This window comes from Enterobacter cloacae complex sp. SHL009 (genome assembly GCF_049237205.1).
In the GTDB taxonomy this organism is placed as follows: Bacteria; Pseudomonadota; Gammaproteobacteria; order Enterobacterales; family Enterobacteriaceae; genus Enterobacter; species Enterobacter cloacae_M.
This window is the reverse complement of record NZ_JBMKIW010000003.1, coordinates 399,713-419,222: the sequence shown is the minus strand read 5'-3', so window position 1 is coordinate 419,222 and position 19,510 is coordinate 399,713. Positions and strand designations below refer to the sequence as shown.

Genomic DNA, 19,510 nt, shown 5'->3' with positions numbered 1-19,510 from the left:
TCAGTATTCTACGCGCGAGGACGGTGCGGTAAAATGAGCAAAATGTGCAAAGTCTTTTGCGTTAAACGCAATAATCCCTACCAGCTGACCTTCACTTCAAAACCGCCTTCAGGCGCATTGCTCAGCGAAACGCGCATCCCGTGCAGGGTGGCGATGCGTTTTACAATGGATAACCCCAGCCCGCTGCCCGTGGCATCCTGACCCGGCGGACGATAAAAGCGCTCGCCGACGCGCGCCAGCGCGTCAGGTGAAATGCCTGGGCCGTTGTCGCGCACGGTAAAGCCACGCGCGTCCAGCGTCACGTCCACCACGCTGCCGCGCGGACTGTAGCGAATCGCGTTATCCAGCAGGTTGCGCACCAGCAGGCTCATGAGGATCTGCTGGCCCGTGCGTGTAACCTCTGGTGCATGGATGTTCAGGCGAAGATCAATGCCCGCCTGCTGCGCCGGATGCCAGATATCCAGCACGGCTGACTGCAGCAAGTCGGCCAGGGGAATCGGTTCGACATCGTCAAGGTTATCCAGCGAGTCCAGGCGCGACAGCGTGAGGAGTTGATCCACCAGCCGGGAGGCGCGGTCGATACCTGCATGTAGCTGCGAAAGGGCTTTGGACTGCGCCTCGGGATCGTCCTGATACAGCTGCGCCACGTCAGTTTGCACCTTCAGTGCCGCCAGCGGGCTGCGTAGCTCGTGGGCGGCATCGGACGTAAAGCGGCGCTCGCGGGTCATCATCTCCTGGGTGCGCGCGAAGAGATGATTCAGCGCGTCGAGCAGGGGGCGCACTTCCGTAGGAAGGCCCTCCGTCGGCAGTTTATCGGTGGCATCCGGCGAGCGGGAGCGCAGGGTCTGCGCCAGCTTTTTCAGCGGCTTCAGCTCCCGACTCAGGAGGACGATCAGCATCAGCAACATCACGGGCAGCGCCACCAGCCAGGGGGTCAGCTGCGAGCTGACCACGTCAAGCGCCATCTCCTGGCGGTACTCCCACTCCTGGCCGACCACCACGCGGTATTTTCCGTCAGGTGAGGTTAGCCATAAAAAACGCCACTCGTCGTTGTCGCCCTGTAGCTGCCCGTTATCGAACCCGTCGCGGCGATAGTGGTACGGAATATCGCGTCCGTTTTCACCGTCGTTGAGGAGCATTTTGCCGTCGACGGCGTAAATGGCGAAAGCCAGCGCGTCGTCGTCCAGACGACCGTGCTTCACTTTTTTCGGGATCTCGCGCATGCGTTCGGGGGCGCTGATCTCGTCCAGATCCATCGTCAGCAGCCGTTTAGCAAACAGCATCTGCTGGGTATCGAACAGCTTGTCGAGCTTGTGGGTCGTCTGCTGCCAGGCGACCAGGCTGGCGGCAAACCAGGCCGTCAGAGAGAGCAGCAGGAAGAGAAGCGTCAGGCGCAGCTTCAGGCTCAGGCGTTGCGTCAGTTTCATGCGTTACCCAGGGTGTAGCCGATGCCGTGCACGGTGCGGATAAACTCGCTCCCAAGCTTGCGGCGCAAATGATGGACGTGGACCTCGATGGCGTTGCTGGAGACGTCGTCGTCCCAGGTATAGAGTTTTTCCTCGATCAGCTTTCGCGGCAGCACCCGACCGGCGTTACGCATTAACAGTTCCAGCAGCGCGAACTCTTTCGGCTTGAGCGTCAGCGGCTCACCGTCCAGCGTGGCGATGAGACGGGTCGGATCGAGCGTGACCTTCCCGTGACGCAGTTCGCTACGCGCCTGGCCGTGGCTGCGGCGGACCAGCGCTTCGAGGCGGGCACCCACTTCGATCAGCGCGAACGGCTTACAGAGATAATCATCCGCCCCAAGACGCAGCCCTTCGACGCGCTGGTTAAGCGCATCCCGCGCCGTCAGAATTAATACCGGCTCGCTGCGCCCGCTTTCGCGCCACGCGCGCAGAATGTCCAGACCGTCAATTTCCGGCAGCGTCAGATCCAGCACCACGGCATCATAGGGTGCAGAGGAGAGCGCGGCCTGGCCGGTTTTACCGTCGGTAAACCAGTCCACGCTAAAGCCCATTTTGCTCAACCCCGCCTTGATACCGTCGCCGATTAACCTGTCGTCTTCTACCAGTAAAATACGCATGTTCCCTCCTTGATGCCGTCAGTAAACTCTCTGTAAGCGCCTGCTGTACAGCAATAATAAATAAATTTTTCCCTTAAGAAGTTGTTAAGGATTACCCTGTTAAATGGATTGCGAAACGACATTAAAGGGAGAGATGAAAATGAAAAAATTCGCTGCAATTGCTGCCATCATGATGATGACCACCGCGCCGGTCTTTGCTGCTCAGGGCGGTTTTACTGGCCCATCGGCCACACAGACCCAGACGCAAACTCAGCAGGGCGGTTTTGTCGATAACAACGCCAACCTCACCACCGCGGCAAAAGTGAAAGACCTGAAGGACGATGCCTGGGTGAAGCTGCGCGGGAACATTACCGAGCGCCTGTCCGATGACCGCTACACCTTCCGCGATGAGTCCGGCACGGTCGTAGTTGAGATTGACCACAAGCGCTGGAACGGCGTGACCGTCACTCCGCAGGATAAAGTTGAACTGCAGGGTAAAGTCGATAAAGACTGGAACGAGTTTGAAATCGACGTGAAGCAGGTTATTAAGCTGAACAAATAACCCGAAAAGGGCCGCCTGTGCGGCCCTTTTTCTTTGTGACTCAATTCATCAGATGAGGTAGTATCTGCGGCAATATTGCCTGAAACCCTTCGGTTTCTGAGTTGAGGAATCACACGTAATGAGCGATATGGCAGAGCGCCTCGCGCTACATGAATTCACGGAAAACGCCTACCTGAACTACTCCATGTACGTCATCATGGACAGGGCGTTGCCGTTTATCGGGGATGGCCTGAAGCCCGTTCAGCGCCGCATCGTCTATGCGATGTCCGAACTGGGGCTGAACGCCACCGCCAAGTTCAAGAAATCCGCCCGTACCGTCGGTGACGTACTGGGTAAATACCATCCGCACGGCGACAGCGCCTGTTATGAAGCGATGGTGCTGATGGCGCAGCCGTTCTCTTACCGCTACCCGCTGGTGGACGGGCAGGGGAACTGGGGTGCGCCGGACGATCCGAAATCCTTCGCGGCGATGCGTTATACCGAATCCCGTCTCTCTAAATATGCCGAAGTGCTGCTGGGCGAGCTGGGTCAGGGAACCGTTGACTGGGTGCCAAACTTCGACGGTACGATGCAGGAGCCGAAGATGCTGCCCGCGCGTCTGCCGAACATCCTGCTGAACGGCACCACCGGTATCGCGGTCGGTATGGCGACGGACATTCCGCCGCACAACCTGCGTGAAGTGGCGAAAGCCGCTATTACCCTTATCGAGCAGCCGAAAGCGACGCTCGACGAGCTGCTGGATATCGTGCAGGGGCCAGATTTCCCGACCGAAGCTGAGATCATCACCTCACGCGCGGAAATCCGCAAAATCTACCAGAACGGTCGCGGCTCCGTGCGCATGCGCGCGGTGTGGAATAAAGAGGACGGCGCCGTGGTGATCACCGCGCTGCCGCATCAGGTTTCCGGTGCTAAAGTGCTGGAGCAGATCGCCTCCCAGATGCGCAATAAAAAGCTGCCGATGGTGGACGACCTGCGCGACGAATCGGATCATGAGAACCCAACCCGTCTGGTGATCGTGCCGCGCTCCAACCGCGTGGACATGGAGCAGGTGATGAACCACCTGTTCGCCACCACCGATCTGGAAAAAAGCTACCGCATCAACCTGAACATGATTGGCCTCGACGGACGCCCGGCGGTGAAAAACCTGCTGGAGATCCTCACCGAATGGCTGACCTTCCGCCGCGATACCGTCCGTCGTCGTCTGAACCATCGTCTGGAGAAAGTGCTTAAGCGCCTGCATATCCTCGAAGGTTTGCTGGTGGCGTTCCTCAATATCGATGAAGTGATTGAGATCATCCGTACCGAGGACGAGCCTAAGCCGGCGCTGATGTCGCGCTTTGGCATTAGCGAAACCCAGGCCGAAGCGATCCTCGAACTGAAGCTGCGCCATCTCGCCAAACTGGAAGAGATGAAAATCCGCGGCGAGCAGAACGAGCTGGAGAAAGAGCGCGATCAGCTGCAGGCGATCCTCGCGTCCGAGCGCAAAATGAACACCCTGCTGAAGAAAGAGCTACAGGCCGATGCAGACGCCTTCGGCGACGACCGTCGTTCTCCGCTGCACGAGCGTGAAGAAGCGAAGGCGATGAACGAGCATGACATGCAGCCGTCCGAGCCGGTCACCATTGTTCTGTCGCAGAGCGGCTGGGTGCGCAGCGCCAAAGGCCACGATATCGACGCGCCGGGGCTGAGCTACAAAGCGGGCGACAGCTTCAAAGCGGCGGTGAAAGGCAAGAGCAACCAGCCGGTGGCGTTTATCGACTCCACCGGCCGCAGCTACGCCATCGACCCGATTACGCTGCCTTCCGCGCGCGGGCAGGGCGAGCCGCTCACCGGCAAGCTGACGCTGCCGCCGGGCGCGACGGTTGACCATATGCTGATGGAAGCCGATGATCAGAAGCTGCTGCTGGCGTCTGATGCGGGCTACGGCTTTATCTGTACCTTCAACGATCTGGTTTCCCGCAACCGTGCCGGTAAGGCGCTGATTAGCCTGCCGGACAACGCTCACGTGATGGCACCGCTGGTGATCGAGAACGAAAGCGACATGCTGCTGGCGATCACCACCGCCGGACGCATGCTGATGTTCCCGGTCAGCGATCTGCCTGAGCTGTCAAAAGGCAAGGGCAACAAGATCATCAACATCCCGTCGGCGGAGGCCGCGAAAGGCGAAGATGGCCTGGCGCACCTCTTCCTGCTGCCGCCGCAGAGCACGCTGACCATTCACGTCGGCAAGCGCAAAATCAAGCTTCGTCCGGAAGAGCTGCAGAAGGTGGTGGGTGAGCGCGGTCGCCGCGGCTCGCTGATGCGCGGTCTGCAGCGTATCGATCGCGTGGAGATTGACTCTCCTGCACGCAGCACCGCGGGTGACAGCGAAGAGTAATGTCGTGATATCCCCCTCTGTCCGGAGGGGGAATTTCAATAAAATTTCCCGTAAAATCGTTGTTAATTCGTGCGTTGCGATTAACAATACGCGCTCGTAATAAAGTCCTTACCTGGCCACAGGTGAAGTATAATTGTCAGCTGTTGGGGCTTCAGAGGTCGCTATGCTATATATTGTTCGTCTTATTCTTACCGTTATCTACTGCATTCTGGTCTGTATTTTCGGCTCTATTTATTGCCTGTTCAGCCCGCGTAATCCGAAGCATGTCGCCACCTTTGGCCATATGTTCGGGCGTCTTGCGCCGCTGTTTGGTCTGAAAGTTGAAAAACGTCTGCCGGAAGGGGCGGAGAATTTCGGTAACGCCATCTATATCGCCAACCATCAGAACAACTACGATATGGTGACGGCCTCTAATATCGTGCTTCCACCGACCGTGACGGTGGGCAAAAAAAGCCTGCTATGGATCCCGTTTTTTGGTCAGCTTTACTGGCTTACCGGTAACCTGCTGATCGACCGTAATAACCGTGCAAAAGCGCACAGCACCATTGCGGAAGTGGTGAATCATTTTAAAAAGCGCAAAATTTCAATCTGGATGTTCCCGGAAGGGACGCGTAGCCGCGGCCGCGGCCTGCTGCCGTTTAAAACCGGGGCGTTTCATGCCGCAATTGCGGCAGGTGTTCCAATTATTCCTGTGTGCGTTTCCAATACTTCGAATAAGATTAATCTTAACCGCCTGAATAACGGGCTGGTGATTGTCGAAATGCTGCCACCCGTCGATACCAGCAAATACGGTAAAGACCAGGTGCGCGAGCTGGCAGCGCACTGCCGTGAGCTGATGGCTCAGCATATTGCGCAGCTCGACAAAGAAGTCGCAGAGAGAGAAGCCGCCGGGAAGATTTAATCCGGCGTTGAAGGGAAAACGAATTCCCGCGTTGTTAGTCGTTTCAGATGGAGCTTATATGTCACTCAGTCGGCGTCAGTTTATTCAGGCTTCCGGGATCGCCCTTTGTGCGGGTGCGATGCCGCTGACAGCCAGCGCCGCCGGGCAGCAACAGCCGCTGCCTATTCCGCCATTAATTGAATCTCGTCGCGGTCAGCCGCTTTTCCTGACGCTGCAGCGCAGCCACTGGTCCTTCACCCAGGGGACGCGCGCGCCGGTCTGGGGCATTAACGGACGTTACCTTGGGCCGACCATACGCGTGTGGAATGGCGATGACGTTAAGCTCATCTACAGTAACCGTACCCCTGAAAATGTCGCCATGACCATCAGCGGCCTGCAGGTGCCTGGACCGCTGATTGGCGGCGCGGCGCGCATGATGTCACCCAGCGCCGACTGGGCGCCTGTTCTGCCGATTCGCCAGAGTGCGGCAACCCTGTGGTATCACGCCAACACCCCTAACCGCACGGCGCAGCAGGTTTATAACGGCCTGGCAGGAATGTGGCTGGTGGAAGATGAGGTCAGCAAATCCCTGCCGATCCCGAACCACTACGGCGTGGATGACTTCCCGATTATCATCCAGGACAAGCGTCTGGATAATTTCGGTACGCCGGAATACAGCGAGCCGGGCAGCGGTGGCTTCGTCGGCGATACGCTGTTGGTCAACGGCGCGCAAAGCCCGTATGTCGAGGTCTCGCGCGGCTGGGTGCGCCTGCGCCTGCTCAACGCGTCCAACTCGCGCCGCTATCAGCTGCAAATGAGCGATGGCCGTCCGCTGCACGTGATCTCCGGCGACCAGGGCTTTTTACCGGCCCCGGTGTCCGTCAAACAGCTGGCGCTCTCGCCGGGAGAACGTCGCGAAGTTCTCATTGATATGACCAACGGGGATGAAGTGTCTGTCACCTGCGGTGAAGCGGCCAGCATTGTGGACCGCATTCGCGGGTTCTTTGAACCGTCGAGCATTCTTGTCTCGACCCTGGTGCTGACCCTGCGCCCGACCGGTCTGCTGCCGCTGGTGACCGATAGCCTGCCAATGCGCCTGCTGCCGCAGGAGATCATGAGCGGCTCGCCGGTGCGCAGCCGTGATATCAGCCTGGGCGATGACCCGGGCATCAACGGCGCGCTGTGGGACGTCAACCGCATCGACATTACCGCTCAGCAGGGCACCTGGGAGCGCTGGACGGTCCGTTCAGATTTGCCGCAGTCGTTCCATATTGAAGGGGTGGCATTCCTGATCCGCAACGTCAACGGTGCGATGCCGTTCCCGGAAGACCGCGGCTGGAAAGATACCGTCTGGGTGGACGGTCAGGTTGAACTGCTTGTCTACTATGGTCAGCCTTCGTGGCCGCACTTCCCGTTCCTGTTCCACAGCCAGACGCTGGAGATGATGGACAGGGGCTCCGTGGGGCAGATGCTGATCAACCCTGCGCCATAATTCTGACATTCCCGGTTCGCCGGGAATGTTTTATGCCCGCCAGAAAAAGCGCGAGAACAGAATCAGCACCGGGTAAATTTCCAGACGCCCTAAGATCATCGCCGCGCACATCAGCAGTTTTGCCCCCTCTGTTAACGTGCCAAACGTCGACGCCGTCTCGCCAAACCCCAGCCCCATGTTGTTGATGCAGGCGGCGACCGTTGCGAATGCGGTGAACAGGTCGTAGTCCATCAGATTGAGCGACCAGACAAAAAAGCCCGTGATCATGACGTAGAGAAAAAAGAAGCTCCATACCGAGCGCAGGACGCGTTCATTCACCACGCTTTTGCCCACCTTGATGCTCAGCAGCGCTCTCGGATGCGCCAGCTGATTCATCTCCTGAATACTCTGCTTGAACATAATGAGAAAACGCAGGGCTTTGATCCCGCCGCAGGTCGAGCCTACGCAGCCGCCAAAAAAGCTGGCGCTCAACAGCAGGAAAATGGTGTGTGCGGGCCATTGGGCATAGTCGGCGGTCGAAAGGCCGTTATCGGTCATCATCGAACTGGCAAGGAAGAAGGCGTGCACCAGGCTATCCGTGGCGTTGTACATCCCGGCATGCCAGACCTGCCAGGCGGTGATGACAATAATCACCGCGGCGGCGCTCAGAAAGAATTTAACCTCCGGGCTGCGGCGAATCGGTTTCAGGGTGCGTCTGACAATGGCGACGTACCAGAGGGTGAAGTTGAACGCGGAGAGCAGTGAAAACGCCCCGGCGACCAGCTCAATCGCGTGGCTGTCATAAAACCCAATGCTCTCGCTGCGGGTGGAGAACCCGCCCAGCGACACGGTCGACAGCCCGTGACAGAGGGCGTCAAAAAATGACATTCCCGCCAGCCAGTAGGCCAGGGTGCAGGCCACGCCCAGCGCGAAGTAGGTCACCCACAGCGTGCGCGCGGTATCGGCAAGGCGGGGAGTCAGACGCTCCTCCTTGAACGGCCCCGGCATCTCTGACTGATAGAGCTTCATGCCACCAATGCCCAGCAGCGGCAGGACCGCGACGGCCAGCACGATGACGCCTAACCCGCCAATGAAATTCAGCTGTGCGCGGTAATAAAGGTACGACTTAGGCAGGGCGCTGACGTCCCCGATCACCGTTGCCCCAGTGGTGGTGATCCCGGAAACCCCTTCAAAGAGCGCGTCGGCAAAGGAGAGCCGTAGCCCGTCATCCATCCAGAGCGGCATGGCGCTAATGAATGAAAACAGCAGCCAGAACAGCACGATAATCACAAACCCGTCGCGGGTGCGCAGCTGTATGCCGGCGTGACGGGTTGCCCGCCAGGTTAACCCTCCGAGAGTAAAAAAGGTTAAAAAGGTGGTCAGAAAGGCAAAGTAGGTCCGCTCTTTATTCAGCAGGGCGATAACCATCGGCGGCAGCATGGAAAGGCTGTACAGCAGAACCAGAAAACCGCAGAGGTGAAGGACAACCCGCAGCTGGGATACATGTAACGAATCGTTGGGCTTCACGACAGAGCTCCGCGCAATAACACGTTCCGGGGCAAATCACCGGAAAATATAGTGAATATTATGATTCAAAATTATCAGGGCGCCGTATTTTAACGACTTCCCCGAATATCTGCCTGCTTCATGCATCCTTTTCTTCAAATCTGGCGGATGAACAGCGTATAATCCCGCTCCTTTTGTCTATTTTTTCTTCGGAAGCATTATGATCGCAATTTCCCTGATCCAGCCGGATCGTGACCTCTTCTCCTGGCCCCAGTACTGGGCGGCCTGCTTTGGACCGGCGCCATTCCTGCCGATGTCCCGGGAAGAGATGGACCAACTGGGCTGGGACAGCTGCGACATCATTCTGGTCACGGGCGATGCCTATGTTGACCATCCGAGCTTCGGCATGGCCATCTGTGGCCGTATGCTTGAGGCGCAGGGCTTCCGCGTGGGGATCATCTCCCAGCCTGACTGGAACAGCAAAGACGACTTTATGCGTCTGGGTAAACCGAACCTGTTCTTCGGCGTGACCGCAGGCAACATGGATTCGATGATCAACCGCTACACCGCCGACCGCAAGCTGCGCCATGACGATGCCTACACGCCGGATAACGTGGCGGGCAAACGCCCCGACCGCGCAACCCTGGTCTATACCCAGCGCTGTAAAGAAGCCTGGAAAGACGTGCCGGTGATCCTGGGCGGCATCGAGGCGAGCCTGCGCCGCACCGCCCACTACGACTACTGGTCAGATACCGTACGCCGCTCGGTGCTGGTGGATTCCAAAGCCGATATGCTGATTTACGGTAACGGCGAGCGTCCGCTGGTGGAAGTGGCGCACCGTCTGTCGCAGGGTGAGCCGGTGAGCAGCATCCGCGACGTGCGCAATACCGCCATTATGGTGAAAGAGGCGCTGCCGGGCTGGAGCGGGGTGGATTCCCGCATCATTGATATGCCGGGCAAAATCGACCCGATCCCGCACCCGTACGGCGAAGATCTGCCGTGTGCCGATAACAAGCCGGTTGAGCCGAAAAAAGCGGAAGCGAAGGCTATCGTTGTGCAGCCGCCGCGCCCGAAACCGTGGGAAAAGACCTACGTGCTGCTGCCTTCCTACGAGAAGGTGAAAGCCGACAAGGTGCTTTACGCACACGCGTCCCGTATTCTGCACCATGAAACCAACCCGGGCTGCGCCCGCGCGCTGATGCAGAAGCACGGCGAGCGCTTTATCTGGATCAACCCGCCGGCGATCCCGCTCTCCACCGAAGAGATGGACAGCGTCTTTGCGCTGCCGTACAAGCGCGTTCCGCACCCGGCGTACGGCAACGCCCGTATCCCGGCGTATGAGATGATCCGCTTTTCGATCAACATCATGCGCGGCTGCTTCGGCGGCTGTTCGTTCTGCTCCATTACCGAGCACGAAGGCCGTATTATCCAGAGCCGCTCTGAAGATTCGATCATCAATGAGATCGAAGCTATTCGCGACTCGGTGCCGGGCTTTACCGGCGTGATTTCCGACCTTGGCGGCCCAACCGCGAACATGTACATGCTGCGCTGCAAGTCGCCGCGCGCGGAGCAAACCTGCCGTCGCCTCTCCTGCGTCTATCCGAGCATTTGCGAGCATATGGACACCAACCACGAGCCGACGATCAACCTCTACCGCCGCGCGCGCGACCTGAAGGGCATCAAGAAGATCCTGATCGCGTCCGGGGTACGTTACGACATCGCCGTGGAAGATCCGCGCTACATCAAAGAGCTGGCGACGCACCACGTCGGCGGCTATCTGAAGATTGCGCCGGAGCACACCGAGGAAGGCCCGCTGTCGAAAATGATGAAGCCGGGCATGGGCAGCTACGATCGCTTTAAAGAGCTGTTCGATACCTATTCAAAGCAGGCGGGTAAAGAGCAGTATTTGATCCCATACTTCATCTCCGCCCACCCGGGCACGCGCGATGAAGACATGGTGAACCTGGCGCTGTGGCTGAAGCAGCGTCGCTTCCGTCTGGATCAGGTGCAGAACTTCTATCCGTCACCGCTCGCCAACTCGACGACCATGTATTACACCGGCAAGAACCCGCTGAGTAAGATTGGCTACAAGAGTGAAGAGGTGGTGGTGCCGAAAGGGGATAAACAGCGTCGTCTGCATAAAGCGCTGCTGCGTTACCACGATCCGAAAAACTGGCCGCTGATCCGTCAGGCGCTGGAAGAGATGGGTAAAAAACACCTGATCGGCTCGCGCCGCGACTGTCTGGTACCGGCCCCGACGCTGGAGGAGATGCGCGAAGCGCGTCGCCAGAACCGCAATACGCGCCCGGCGCTGACCAAGCATACGCCAATCGTGCATCAGCGTTCGAATGGTAATTCGAGTGTGAAGAAGCCCGTGAAGCGCAAAGCGTAAATAAAAAACCCCGGCAAGCCGGGGTTTTTATGTCGACACGTAGGCCGGGTAAGGCGAAGCCGCCACCCGGCTTTTTTACGCGACTACCCGCCAAACTGATCAGGGTCAGGGCCTAAACGTTTACCCTTATCCAGCTTCGCAATCTCACCCAGCTCTTCTTTGTCCAGACGGAAATCCCAGACGTCGAAGTTTTCGGCGATGCGCGACGGCGTGACCGATTTCGGAATGACCACCAGGCCGTTGTCCAGATGCCAGCGAATGACGATTTGCGCCGGGGTTTTACCGTATTTATCCGCCAGCTCACGGATAATCTTTTGATCGAATACCCCTTCGCCGCCCTGCGCCAGCGGGCTCCAGGACTCGGTCTGGATTTTATGCGTGGCGTTCCAGGCATGAAGCTGGCGCTGCTGCATCAGCGGGTGCAGCTCGATCTGGTTAATCACTGGCGCAACGCCAGTCTCGTCAATCAGCCGCTGCAGGTGATGAACCTGGAAATTACAGACGCCGATGCTTTTCACCAGCCCCTCTTTCTGCAGTTCAATCATCCCTTTCCAGGCGTCAACGTAGTGATCGATAGCCGGAACCGGCCAGTGCATCAGCCAGAGATCGACGAAATCGAGCTGGAGTTTCTCCAGGCTCTCCTCCAGCGCTTCGCGGGGCCGTTTTTGATCGTCGTTCCACAGTTTCGTGGTGATGAATAACTCATCGCGGGGGACGCCGGCGCTGGCCAGTGCCTTACCCACGCCGTCCTCGTTTTTATATGCGGCGGCGGTATCAATGGACCGATAGCCGACTTCCAGGGCTTTATGAATGGCGGAGACGACCTCGTCGTTACCGGCTTTCCATACACCTAGCCCCAGCTGGGGCATCACGTTGCCGTCCTGCAGCTTGATTACGGTTTGGTTTGCCATTTTTCCTCCTTCAGGTGCGCATCGCCGGAGGGTTCCTCCGGCGATGGGGTGTGCATTAAGTCTGGACGAAATGTCAAAAAACGAAAGTCGGGGGGACAAAAACGCTTAGCGTGCCGCCTCGTAAATACGACGGCTGACGTCCAGGGTGATGTCGCCGTGCTCGCCCAGATGGGTCATGCCGTGCTCTTCGAGTTTCGCCAGCAGGGCAGGGATGGAGCTGCCGTCCAGCCCGTAGCCGGACAGACGCGTTGGCACGCCCAGACCTTCAAAGAAGCTGCGGGTCGCTTCGATGGCGGCATCAATGCGCGCGTCGTCAGAACCCTCGGTGATGTTCCACACGCGCTCAGCGTACTGCAGCAGCTTGGCGCGTTTGGTATCACGTTTTTCATTCCACAGCGCAGGCAGCACAACGGCCAGCGTCTGAGCATGATCCAGACCGTGCATCGCCGTCAGCTCGTGGCCCAGCATGTGGGTTGCCCAGTCCTGCGGTACGCCAGCACCGATCAGGCCGTTCAGCGCCTGCGTTGCCGCCCACATGACGTTGGCACGCACGTCGTAATTTTCCGGCTCTTTCAGCGCTTTCGGACCTTCTTCGACGAGCGTCAGAAGAATGCCTTCCGCGAAGCGATCCTGAATTTTGGCATTCACCGGATACGTGACGTACTGCTCAACGGTGTGAACAAAGGCATCGACCACGCCGTTCGCCACCTGACGCGCAGGCAGGGTGTAGGTGTAAACCGGATCCAGGATCGCGAACACAGGTTGAACGTGTTCGTTCATGAAGGCCTGTTTGTCGCCGGTGGTTTTGCGGGAGATCACCGCGCCCTTGTTGGATTCAGAGCCGGTGGCCGGCAGGGTCAGCACGGAGCCCATCGGGATGGCGCTTTTAATGTCGCTGCCGCGAGTTTCCAGAATGTGCCACGGATCGATGCCGTCAGCGTAGTGCGCTGCCGCCGCGATGAATTTGGTGCCGTCCAGCACGGAGCCGCCGCCGACGGCCAGCAGGAAGGTGATCTTCTCTTCGCGGGCGATTTTCACCGCGTTCATCAGCGTTTCGTAAGACGGATTTGGCTCGATGCCGCCGAACTCTCGCACGTCCAGACCGTTCAGGGCGCTGTAAACCTGATCCAGAACGCCGGTTTTTTTCACGCTGCCGCCACCGTAGGTGATCAGTACGCGGGCGTCAGCGGGGATCTGGGCGCGCAGATCGGCGATAGCGTCTTTACCAAACAGAATGCGGGTTGGGGTGTGAAGATTAAAGTTGTTCATTGCTCGTTCCCTTTAGTGGGTGAAAAACCGTGGTGGCGCAGAGGGCGACCTGATGCTGCACATTGTGTCTGTCTGGGGCTATCCTCTCAATGCACATTCCTGCCGATGTCTTGCCCATTTCTACAGAGCGCTGGAGAAAGCGCGGAAAACGACGCACACTGTCAACGTCGGAAACCGTACCCGGAGTAACGTAATATGAACCGTGAAGCGATCTGCCATCAGCTAACTGCGCAGATTAAAAGACTGATAGATAAAGAAAATGGTGTCAGCGATCTGCTTCCTGACATTCGCCTGCTTTATGGCACGCAGCCCGGGACGCGCACGCCGGTCATGTACCAGCCGGGCATCGTTTTTCTCTTCTCGGGCCATAAAATTGGCTATATCAACGAGCGCGTGTTCCGCTACGACACCAATGAATATCTGCTCCTGACGGTACCTTTACCCTTCGAATGTGAAACCTTCGCGACAGAGGCCGTTCCGCTGGCCGGTATTCGCGTCAACGTCGATATTCTTCAGCTGCAGGAGCTGCTGATGGAGATTGGCGAAGATGAGTTCTTCCAGCCGTCTATGGCGTCGAGCGGGATTAACTCGGCGACGCTGTCGGAAGAGATCCTCTGCGCCATTGAACGTCTGCTGGACGTGATGGAAAGGCCGCTGGACGCGCGTATTCTGGGCAAGCAGATCGTCCGCGAAATTCTCTACCATGTGCTGCTGGGCCCGGGCGGCGGGGCATTACTGGCTCTGGTGAGCCGACAGACCCACTTCAGCCTGATAAGCCGCGTGCTCAAGCGCATTGAAAGCCAGTACACGGAGAACCTCAGCGTCGACCAGCTGGCGGCGGAAGCGAACATGAGCGTCTCGGCGTTTCATCATAACTTCAAGTCGGTGACCAGCACCTCGCCGCTGCAGTACCTTAAAACCTACCGGCTGCATAAGGCGCGGATGCTGATGATCCACGACGGCATGAAGGCCAGCGCGGCGGCAATGCGGGTGGGTTACGAAAGCGCGTCGCAGTTCAGTCGGGAGTTTAAGCGCTATTTCGGCGTCACGCCGGGAGAAGATGCATCACGCATCCGAACCATGCAGGGAGCTTAAGCTTTTTCCTCTCCCCTATGGGGAGAGGGTCAGGGTGAGGGGATCACGCGCTGCAGTACTTCTTCTTAATCACCACCGCGATGGTTCCCACCAGTCCTGCCACCAGCAGGAACATCGGCAGTACCATCAGGAAGGTCATCACCTGATCTTCATGGTGTTTCACAAAGGGGATCATATTCAGCGCATAGCCGAGCGTGGTGACTACACCCACCCACAGCAGAGCGCTCAGCCAGTTGAAGAACTGGAATCGGCGGTTTGACAGACCGGAAATGCCCGCCATCGTAGGCAGAAGCGTGCGAACAAACGCGAGGAACCGCCCCGCCAGCAGGGCCAGCAGGCCGTGGCGATCGAACATGCAGGTTGCACGCTGATGATATTTATGCGGTAACTGCGCCAGCCAGCCTTTTACGACGCGGGTATTCCCAAGCCAGCGGCCCTGCAGATAGCTCAGCCAGCAGCCCAGGCTGGCTGCAGAGGTGAGAATAACCATCGTTGGCGTGAAGTCCATGACGCCTTTCCCGATTAATGCCCCGGCAAGTAAAAGCAGGCTGTCACCGGGTAAAAACGAGGCTGGCAGTAATCCATTTTCCAGAAACAGTGTTGCGAACATCACGAGGTAAACGATACCGACGACGTGAGGATCCGCCAGCGCGGCAAAGTCGTGTTGCCAGAGCGCCGCGATAATATCTTGAATAACAGCCATGGACTTTCCTGTGGAACAGCAGATATAGCGCTATTGTACTCCCTTATTCGCCCGTCGGGTTTGATCCCGGGCGCAACTCATGCAGACTTTTCTCATTGCCGTGTCCACAAAAGCGTCCAGAGAGTACATTTTCAGCCAGCACTCTACACGATACGCTCGAACCCTGCTGCTAAATCGGCAATCAGATCGTCAACGTTTTCTAAACCGATATGCAGTCGAATCAGGGTACCGCTGAAGTCCACTTCACCGCCGGGACGAAGAGCCGCAACCTGTTCCGGCTGATTAGGCAGGATCAGGGATTCAAAACCGCCCCAGGAGTAGGCCATGCTGAAGAGGGTAAAATTATCCAGATAGCTCGCCAGCTCGTCGTTATCCAATCGTTTTTTCAGCACGAATGAGAACAAACCGCTGCTGCCCGTAAAGTCACGCTGCCAGAATTCGTGGCCTTTACTGCCCGGTAGCGCGGGATGATTCACGCGCTCAACCTGCGGATGCTGCGCCAGCCATTCGGCCACCTTCAGGCTGCTTTCATGGTGCTGACGCAGGCGAACGCCCAGCGTGCGGAGTCCGCGGCTGGTCATGTAGGCCGTATCTGCATCCACCATCTGGCCCATCAGGTAGGCATTTTCACGCAGCTGATCCCAGCAGCGCGCGTTGGAAACCGCGGTGCCAATCATGCCGTCAGAGTGGCCAATCAGGTATTTCGTCGCCGCCTGAATCGAGATATCAATGTCGAATTCCAGCGCTTTAAACAGCACGCCCGCCGCCCAGGTGTTGTCGATCATCACGATCGCCTCTGGGGCTTTGCTGCGCACGGCCTTCACGATAGCCGGCACGTCGTGAACTTCCATGGTGAGCGATCCCGGAGATTCCAGGAACACAATGCGCGTGTTTGGCTGAATAAGTTCGGCAATGCCTTCGCCAATCAGCGGGTCGAACCAGCCGGTCGTTACGCCGAGCTTGCTGAGGATTTTGGTACAGAAGTCCTGGCTGGGTTCATAGGCGGTGTTGGTCATCAGGATATGGTCGCCCTGTTCCACAAACGCCAGAATGGTGTTGGCGACCGCCGCCGCCCCGCACGGGAACAGCGCGCAGCCCGCGCCGCCTTCCAGCTCGCACATCGCCTCCTGCAGCGAAAAATGGGTTAGCGTGCCGCGACGGCCATAAAACAACCCGCCTTTCGCGCGGTTGCGCGTGGCAATTTTTTTCTCCTCAACGGTATCAAACACCAGCGAGGAGGCTCGTTGAATCACGCTGTTGACCGATCCCTGCGTATATTTTTTGCTGCGTCCTGCCTGTACCAGCGTGGTATCAAGATGCTTCTTTGTCATGTTCGCTAACCCTGTTTTTATACGTCTGGACGTCCAGACTACCACGATTGGAAAAAACTGCACCCCGAGGCTTATCGAATAAGCAGAAAATATTAGCAAAAATTCGCATAAGAAATTTTTACTGCGTAAGCGCAAGGAAAGTGAGCGAAAATTACGGCACCATGCAAATACTAATGAGAACTACTATCAATTCGACGACGTTTTGATATTATTACGCTCAGATTTTGTGATTTGCGTCCTGGAGATACAGAGTGGGTAATAATTTGATGCAGACGGATCTCTCCGTTTGGGGCATGTATCAGCATGCTGACATCGTGGTTAAGATTGTGATGATCGGCCTGATTCTGGCGTCCGTTGTCACCTGGGCTATCTTCTTCAGCAAGAGCGCCGAGCTGCTTTCTCAGAAGCGCCGCCTTAAGCGGGAACAGCAGCAGCTGGCAGAAGCCCGCTCTCTGGATCAGGCTGCAGATATGAGCTCATCCTTCCACGCAAAAAGCCTGACCACCCTGTTAGTGAATGAAGCACAGAACGAGCTGGAACTCTCCGCTGGCAGTGAAGATAACGAAGGCATCAAAGAACGTACCGGTTTCCGCCTGGAGCGTCGCGTTGCGGCCGTTGGCCGACACATGGGACGCGGCAATGGTTATCTGGCGACCATCGGCGCGATCTCACCGTTTATCGGTCTTTTCGGAACGGTCTGGGGCATCATGAACAGCTTTATCGGTATCGCGCAGACCCAAACCACCAACCTGGCGGTCGTGGCGCCGGGTATCGCAGAAGCGCTGTTGGCGACGGCAATCGGTCTGGTTGCCGCTATTCCGGCGGTGGTCATCTACAACATCTTCGCGCGTATGATTGGCAGCTACAAAGCCACGCTGGGTGACGTTGCCGCGCAGGTTCTGCTGCTGCAAAGCCGCGATCTCGACCTGAACGCCAGCTCGGTTAAGCCGGTGCACGCGGCGTCTAAACTGCGCGCAGGTTAAGAGTATGGCGATGCGTCTAAACGAAAATCTGGACGATAACGGCGAAATGCATGAAATCAACGTGACGCCGTTTATCGACGTCATGCTGGTTCTGCTGATTATCTTCATGGTGGCCGCGCCGCTGGCGACGGTGGATGTGAAGGTTAATCTGCCTGCCTCTTCCAGCCAGCCCCAGCCGCGCCCGGAGAAGCCTATCTACCTGTCGGTGAAGGCGGATAAATCCATGTTCCTCGGGAATGACCCGGTGACGGCCGACTCGGTCATCCCGGCGCTGGAGCAGCTTACGGGCGGTAAGAAAGACACCACGGTCTTCTTCCGTGCGGATAAAACCGTTGATTATGAAACCATGATGAAGGTAATGGACACGCTGCATCAGGCGGGTTACCTGAAGATTGGACTGGTCGGCGAAGAGAAAGCGGCCTCGAAGTGATAAAGAAGCTGGCGAAAGCCGGCTTTTTTTATGCCTGCCGGTTTATGCGTTTTTGCTATCCGTCGGTGCGGTAGAGGGGGTTGCCAGCGCGTCCTCATCAAGCGCCACGCAGGTGACGTTTGAGGTACGGTACTCACCGTCGGACAGCTTGCGCGTCAGACGCAGGGTGGCGATTTCTCTGGCAAGCAGATACTGATAATTGGCCTCAAGACGTCCCAGAAGCTTCTCTTTCAGCTCGGGGCGCTGCTCTATGACGGCGTTCATCACGGCACCGTAAATTTCTTCTTTGACCTGTAGCGGATAAATTTCACGGCGATTCTGCCATTTCAGACGAACCAGCGTCGCCGGGATCGATACCAGGTCTTGTGTAATACGCGTCATCTCGTCATTTTTTGTGTTTCTCAGCGCGTCGAGATTTTGCTTTAAGATAAATTCATCACTTTTTTTATCTTCTAAAGTCAAATAAACGTCGTTGTTTTTAACTTCTTTCACGTTAATCTTCCCCCAGGCTATAAAAAATTGGGTTGTTTTTTTCGCGCGTAATTAAATTAAGCCAAATTTCATTGCCCGCTTCATTAATTTCTTCGGTTTTCTCGGCCATTATTTGACTTAGTTTCTGGGCATCTATTTCACCCTCGGCCTGCAGGTCATTCAGCAGGTGGACAAAGGCTTCAATTTTTATGGCGCGAAATAAGCGGTCTTTTATATGGCGATCGTGCTCTTCCAGCAACATATTTCGGGATTTGCCAGTTCGGGAAACACCAATTAATATATCGGGCTCGAAATCAGAGAGCTTTCTTTTCCCCTGAGTGAAACTGGCCTCTTTTTCTGCTTCCGTCGGTTGCTGTTCCACAGGCGTAATGTGGTACTTAGCCGGGACGAGATAGTCGGGCAGCATTTTTAATTTCCTTTATTTTCAACAGGGTGGGGTTGGTAAAGGCGTGAGATTCGTTGACAATATCATGAGGCAAATTTAAAATCAAAAAAAATGGAGCCTACCCATGAACAGCATCTTTTTTACGGTCATCACATTACTATTACTGACCGCTGGTGTGCTTTTATTGATGCAGGAGTTCAATAAAACGAAAGTGTCGAAAGACACCAGTGAACCCCCGCAACCTGAACTGATGACAAAAGAGGAAGGGGAAGACCATTTCTCTGTATTGATGAACTCCGTTACGCCTGTCTGGTACTGGCGGGTGAACCACGAATATATCGACTTTTTACACGCGACAATTAAGCGCATGAAAATGTCGGAAATTAATGATACGCCCGGACTGTTTGAGGCGCAGCGTCGCTGTAGCGATCTGAATTCAGCAGTCTATAAATATTATGACAATATTAAAAAGCGCTGCCTTAACGGCGAGAAGGTCTCTTATTCCGATCTGGACGTATTAAATTTGCGCCAGTGTTTTCGCGAGTTCAGTCTGGAAGCCTATCCTGAACTGGTGGCGCTTGTCTGGCCGGAGTACGCACGTCCCGAGGTTAACCCAGACAACGTCTGAGTGACGTACCGTTGAGTTATTGCAAACAGCCAG

18 protein-coding genes are annotated in these 19,510 nt (G+C 56.8%); 9 read left to right on the top strand and 9 right to left on the bottom strand.

The window, feature by feature from the left end; genetic code table 11:
• Positions 1-77 precede the first annotated feature (77 nt).
• Together qseC and qseB are read right to left on the bottom strand one after the other, a co-directional pair.
• Positions 78-1,427, bottom strand: coding sequence for a quorum sensing histidine kinase QseC (gene qseC / locus ACOTZC_RS10740; protein ID WP_047173601.1), 1,350 nt, complete (start codon positions 1,425-1,427; stop codon positions 78-80).
• A complete protein-coding gene (gene qseB / locus ACOTZC_RS10735) occupies positions 1,424-2,083 on the bottom strand; it encodes a quorum sensing response regulator transcription factor QseB (RefSeq protein ID WP_045356056.1) in 660 nt (219 codons plus the stop codon). Before qseB ends, qseC begins: the two co-directional genes overlap by 4 nt.
• Positions 2,084-2,222: 139 nt before the next feature.
• On the opposite strand from qseB, the gene ACOTZC_RS10730 reads away from it, so the two are divergent.
• The 4 genes from ACOTZC_RS10730 (at position 2,223) to ftsP (ending at position 7,373) form a co-directional block, all read left to right on the top strand.
• Positions 2,223-2,624, top strand: coding sequence for a YgiW/YdeI family stress tolerance OB fold protein (locus ACOTZC_RS10730; protein WP_023309189.1), 402 nt, complete (start codon positions 2,223-2,225; stop codon positions 2,622-2,624).
• A gap of 118 nt (positions 2,625-2,742) precedes the next feature.
• The gene (gene parC / locus ACOTZC_RS10725; RefSeq protein WP_029740706.1) at positions 2,743-5,001 is read left to right on the top strand and encodes a DNA topoisomerase IV subunit A; all 2,259 of its coding nucleotides are present in this window, start codon (positions 2,743-2,745) and stop codon (positions 4,999-5,001) included.
• Between the two features lie 163 nt (positions 5,002-5,164).
• A complete protein-coding gene (gene plsC, locus ACOTZC_RS10720) occupies positions 5,165-5,902 on the top strand; it encodes a 1-acylglycerol-3-phosphate O-acyltransferase (RefSeq protein ID WP_045404006.1) in 738 nt (245 codons plus the stop codon).
• A gap of 58 nt (positions 5,903-5,960) precedes the next feature.
• A complete protein-coding gene (gene ftsP, locus ACOTZC_RS10715; RefSeq protein WP_045404004.1) occupies positions 5,961-7,373 on the top strand; it encodes a cell division protein FtsP in 1,413 nt (470 codons plus the stop codon).
• A gap of 30 nt (positions 7,374-7,403) precedes the next feature.
• Here the strand turns inward: ftsP and ACOTZC_RS10710 are convergent, their stop codons facing one another.
• Positions 7,404-8,879, bottom strand: coding sequence for a TrkH family potassium uptake protein (locus ACOTZC_RS10710; protein WP_126303092.1), 1,476 nt, complete (start codon positions 8,877-8,879; stop codon positions 7,404-7,406).
• Between the two features lie 199 nt (positions 8,880-9,078).
• Here ACOTZC_RS10710 and ACOTZC_RS10705 point away from each other — a divergent pair, with 199 nt between their 5' ends.
• Positions 9,079-11,250, top strand: a complete 2,172-nt coding sequence (locus ACOTZC_RS10705) for a YgiQ family radical SAM protein (protein ID WP_421635761.1) — start codon at positions 9,079-9,081, stop codon at positions 11,248-11,250.
• Between the two features lie 83 nt (positions 11,251-11,333).
• On the opposite strand, the gene dkgA is transcribed toward ACOTZC_RS10705, so the two are convergent.
• Both dkgA and yqhD read right to left on the bottom strand, forming a co-directional pair.
• A complete protein-coding gene (gene dkgA / locus ACOTZC_RS10700; protein WP_023309179.1) occupies positions 11,334-12,161 on the bottom strand; it encodes a 2,5-didehydrogluconate reductase DkgA in 828 nt (275 codons plus the stop codon).
• A gap of 105 nt (positions 12,162-12,266) precedes the next feature.
• Positions 12,267-13,430: an alcohol dehydrogenase gene (yqhD, locus tag ACOTZC_RS10695; protein WP_223604718.1), complete on the bottom strand. Its 1,164-nt coding sequence runs from the start codon at positions 13,428-13,430 to the stop codon at positions 12,267-12,269.
• A gap of 195 nt (positions 13,431-13,625) precedes the next feature.
• On the opposite strand from yqhD, the gene ACOTZC_RS10690 reads away from it, so the two are divergent.
• Complete coding sequence (locus ACOTZC_RS10690) at positions 13,626-14,525, top strand: AraC family transcriptional regulator (protein ID WP_023309177.1); 900 nt, start codon at positions 13,626-13,628, stop codon at positions 14,523-14,525.
• A 43-nt stretch (positions 14,526-14,568) separates the two neighbouring features.
• Here ACOTZC_RS10690 and yghB read toward each other — a convergent pair whose 3' ends face one another.
• Positions 14,569-15,228 (bottom strand): DedA family general envelope maintenance protein YghB, encoded by a 660-nt coding sequence (gene yghB, locus ACOTZC_RS10685; RefSeq protein ID WP_023309176.1) that lies wholly within the window; start codon positions 15,226-15,228, stop codon positions 14,569-14,571.
• Positions 15,229-15,371: 143 nt separating this feature from the next.
• Complete coding sequence (gene metC / locus ACOTZC_RS10680) at positions 15,372-16,559, bottom strand: cystathionine beta-lyase (protein WP_047173597.1); 1,188 nt, start codon at positions 16,557-16,559, stop codon at positions 15,372-15,374.
• 251 nt (positions 16,560-16,810) lie between these two features.
• Here metC and exbB point away from each other — a divergent pair, with 251 nt between their 5' ends.
• Entirely contained in the window at positions 16,811-17,542 is a 732-nt protein-coding gene (exbB, locus tag ACOTZC_RS10675; RefSeq protein WP_248162686.1) for a tol-pal system-associated acyl-CoA thioesterase, read from the top strand.
• A 4-nt stretch (positions 17,543-17,546) separates the two neighbouring features.
• The gene (gene exbD, locus ACOTZC_RS10670) at positions 17,547-17,972 is read left to right on the top strand and encodes a TonB system transport protein ExbD (protein ID WP_023309173.1); all 426 of its coding nucleotides are present in this window, start codon (positions 17,547-17,549) and stop codon (positions 17,970-17,972) included.
• A 42-nt stretch (positions 17,973-18,014) separates the two neighbouring features.
• Here the strand turns inward: exbD and ACOTZC_RS10665 are convergent, their stop codons facing one another.
• Both ACOTZC_RS10665 and ACOTZC_RS10660 read right to left on the bottom strand, forming a co-directional pair.
• Positions 18,015-18,464, bottom strand: a complete 450-nt coding sequence (locus tag ACOTZC_RS10665; RefSeq protein WP_248162687.1) for a cytoplasmic protein — start codon at positions 18,462-18,464, stop codon at positions 18,015-18,017.
• Between the two features lies 1 nt (position 18,465).
• Positions 18,466-18,870 carry a hypothetical protein gene (locus ACOTZC_RS10660; RefSeq protein WP_023309171.1) on the bottom strand — a complete coding sequence of 135 codons (405 nt, stop codon included), beginning with the start codon at positions 18,868-18,870 and terminating at the stop codon, positions 18,466-18,468.
• Positions 18,871-18,973: 103 nt separating this feature from the next.
• On the opposite strand from ACOTZC_RS10660, the gene ACOTZC_RS10655 reads away from it, so the two are divergent.
• Positions 18,974-19,477, top strand: coding sequence for an ESA_00282 family adhesion-associated protein (locus ACOTZC_RS10655; RefSeq protein ID WP_023309170.1), 504 nt, complete (start codon positions 18,974-18,976; stop codon positions 19,475-19,477).
• The last annotated feature ends 33 nt before the right edge of the window (positions 19,478-19,510 follow it).

Coding starts and splice junctions, on each gene's coding strand:
- qseC (WP_047173601.1), bottom strand. CDS start 1,427: ATGAAACTGACGCAACGCCTGAGCCTGAAGCTGCGCCTGACGCTTCTC.
- qseB (WP_045356056.1), bottom strand. CDS start 2,083: ATGCGTATTTTACTGGTAGAAGACGACAGGTTAATCGGCGACGGTATC.
- ACOTZC_RS10730 (WP_023309189.1), top strand. CDS start 2,223: ATGAAAAAATTCGCTGCAATTGCTGCCATCATGATGATGACCACCGCG.
- parC (WP_029740706.1), top strand. CDS start 2,743: ATGAGCGATATGGCAGAGCGCCTCGCGCTACATGAATTCACGGAAAAC.
- plsC (WP_045404006.1), top strand. CDS start 5,165: ATGCTATATATTGTTCGTCTTATTCTTACCGTTATCTACTGCATTCTG.
- ftsP (WP_045404004.1), top strand. CDS start 5,961: ATGTCACTCAGTCGGCGTCAGTTTATTCAGGCTTCCGGGATCGCCCTT.
- ACOTZC_RS10705 (WP_421635761.1), top strand. CDS start 9,079: ATGATCGCAATTTCCCTGATCCAGCCGGATCGTGACCTCTTCTCCTGG.
- dkgA (WP_023309179.1), bottom strand. CDS start 12,161: ATGGCAAACCAAACCGTAATCAAGCTGCAGGACGGCAACGTGATGCCC.
- yqhD (WP_223604718.1), bottom strand. CDS start 13,430: ATGAACAACTTTAATCTTCACACCCCAACCCGCATTCTGTTTGGTAAA.
- ACOTZC_RS10690 (WP_023309177.1), top strand. CDS start 13,626: ATGAACCGTGAAGCGATCTGCCATCAGCTAACTGCGCAGATTAAAAGA.
- yghB (WP_023309176.1), bottom strand. CDS start 15,228: ATGGCTGTTATTCAAGATATTATCGCGGCGCTCTGGCAACACGACTTT.
- metC (WP_047173597.1), bottom strand. CDS start 16,559: ATGACAAAGAAGCATCTTGATACCACGCTGGTACAGGCAGGACGCAGC.
- exbD (WP_023309173.1), top strand. CDS start 17,547: ATGGCGATGCGTCTAAACGAAAATCTGGACGATAACGGCGAAATGCAT.
- ACOTZC_RS10660 (WP_023309171.1), bottom strand. CDS start 18,870: ATGCTGCCCGACTATCTCGTCCCGGCTAAGTACCACATTACGCCTGTG.
- ACOTZC_RS10655 (WP_023309170.1), top strand. CDS start 18,974: ATGAACAGCATCTTTTTTACGGTCATCACATTACTATTACTGACCGCT.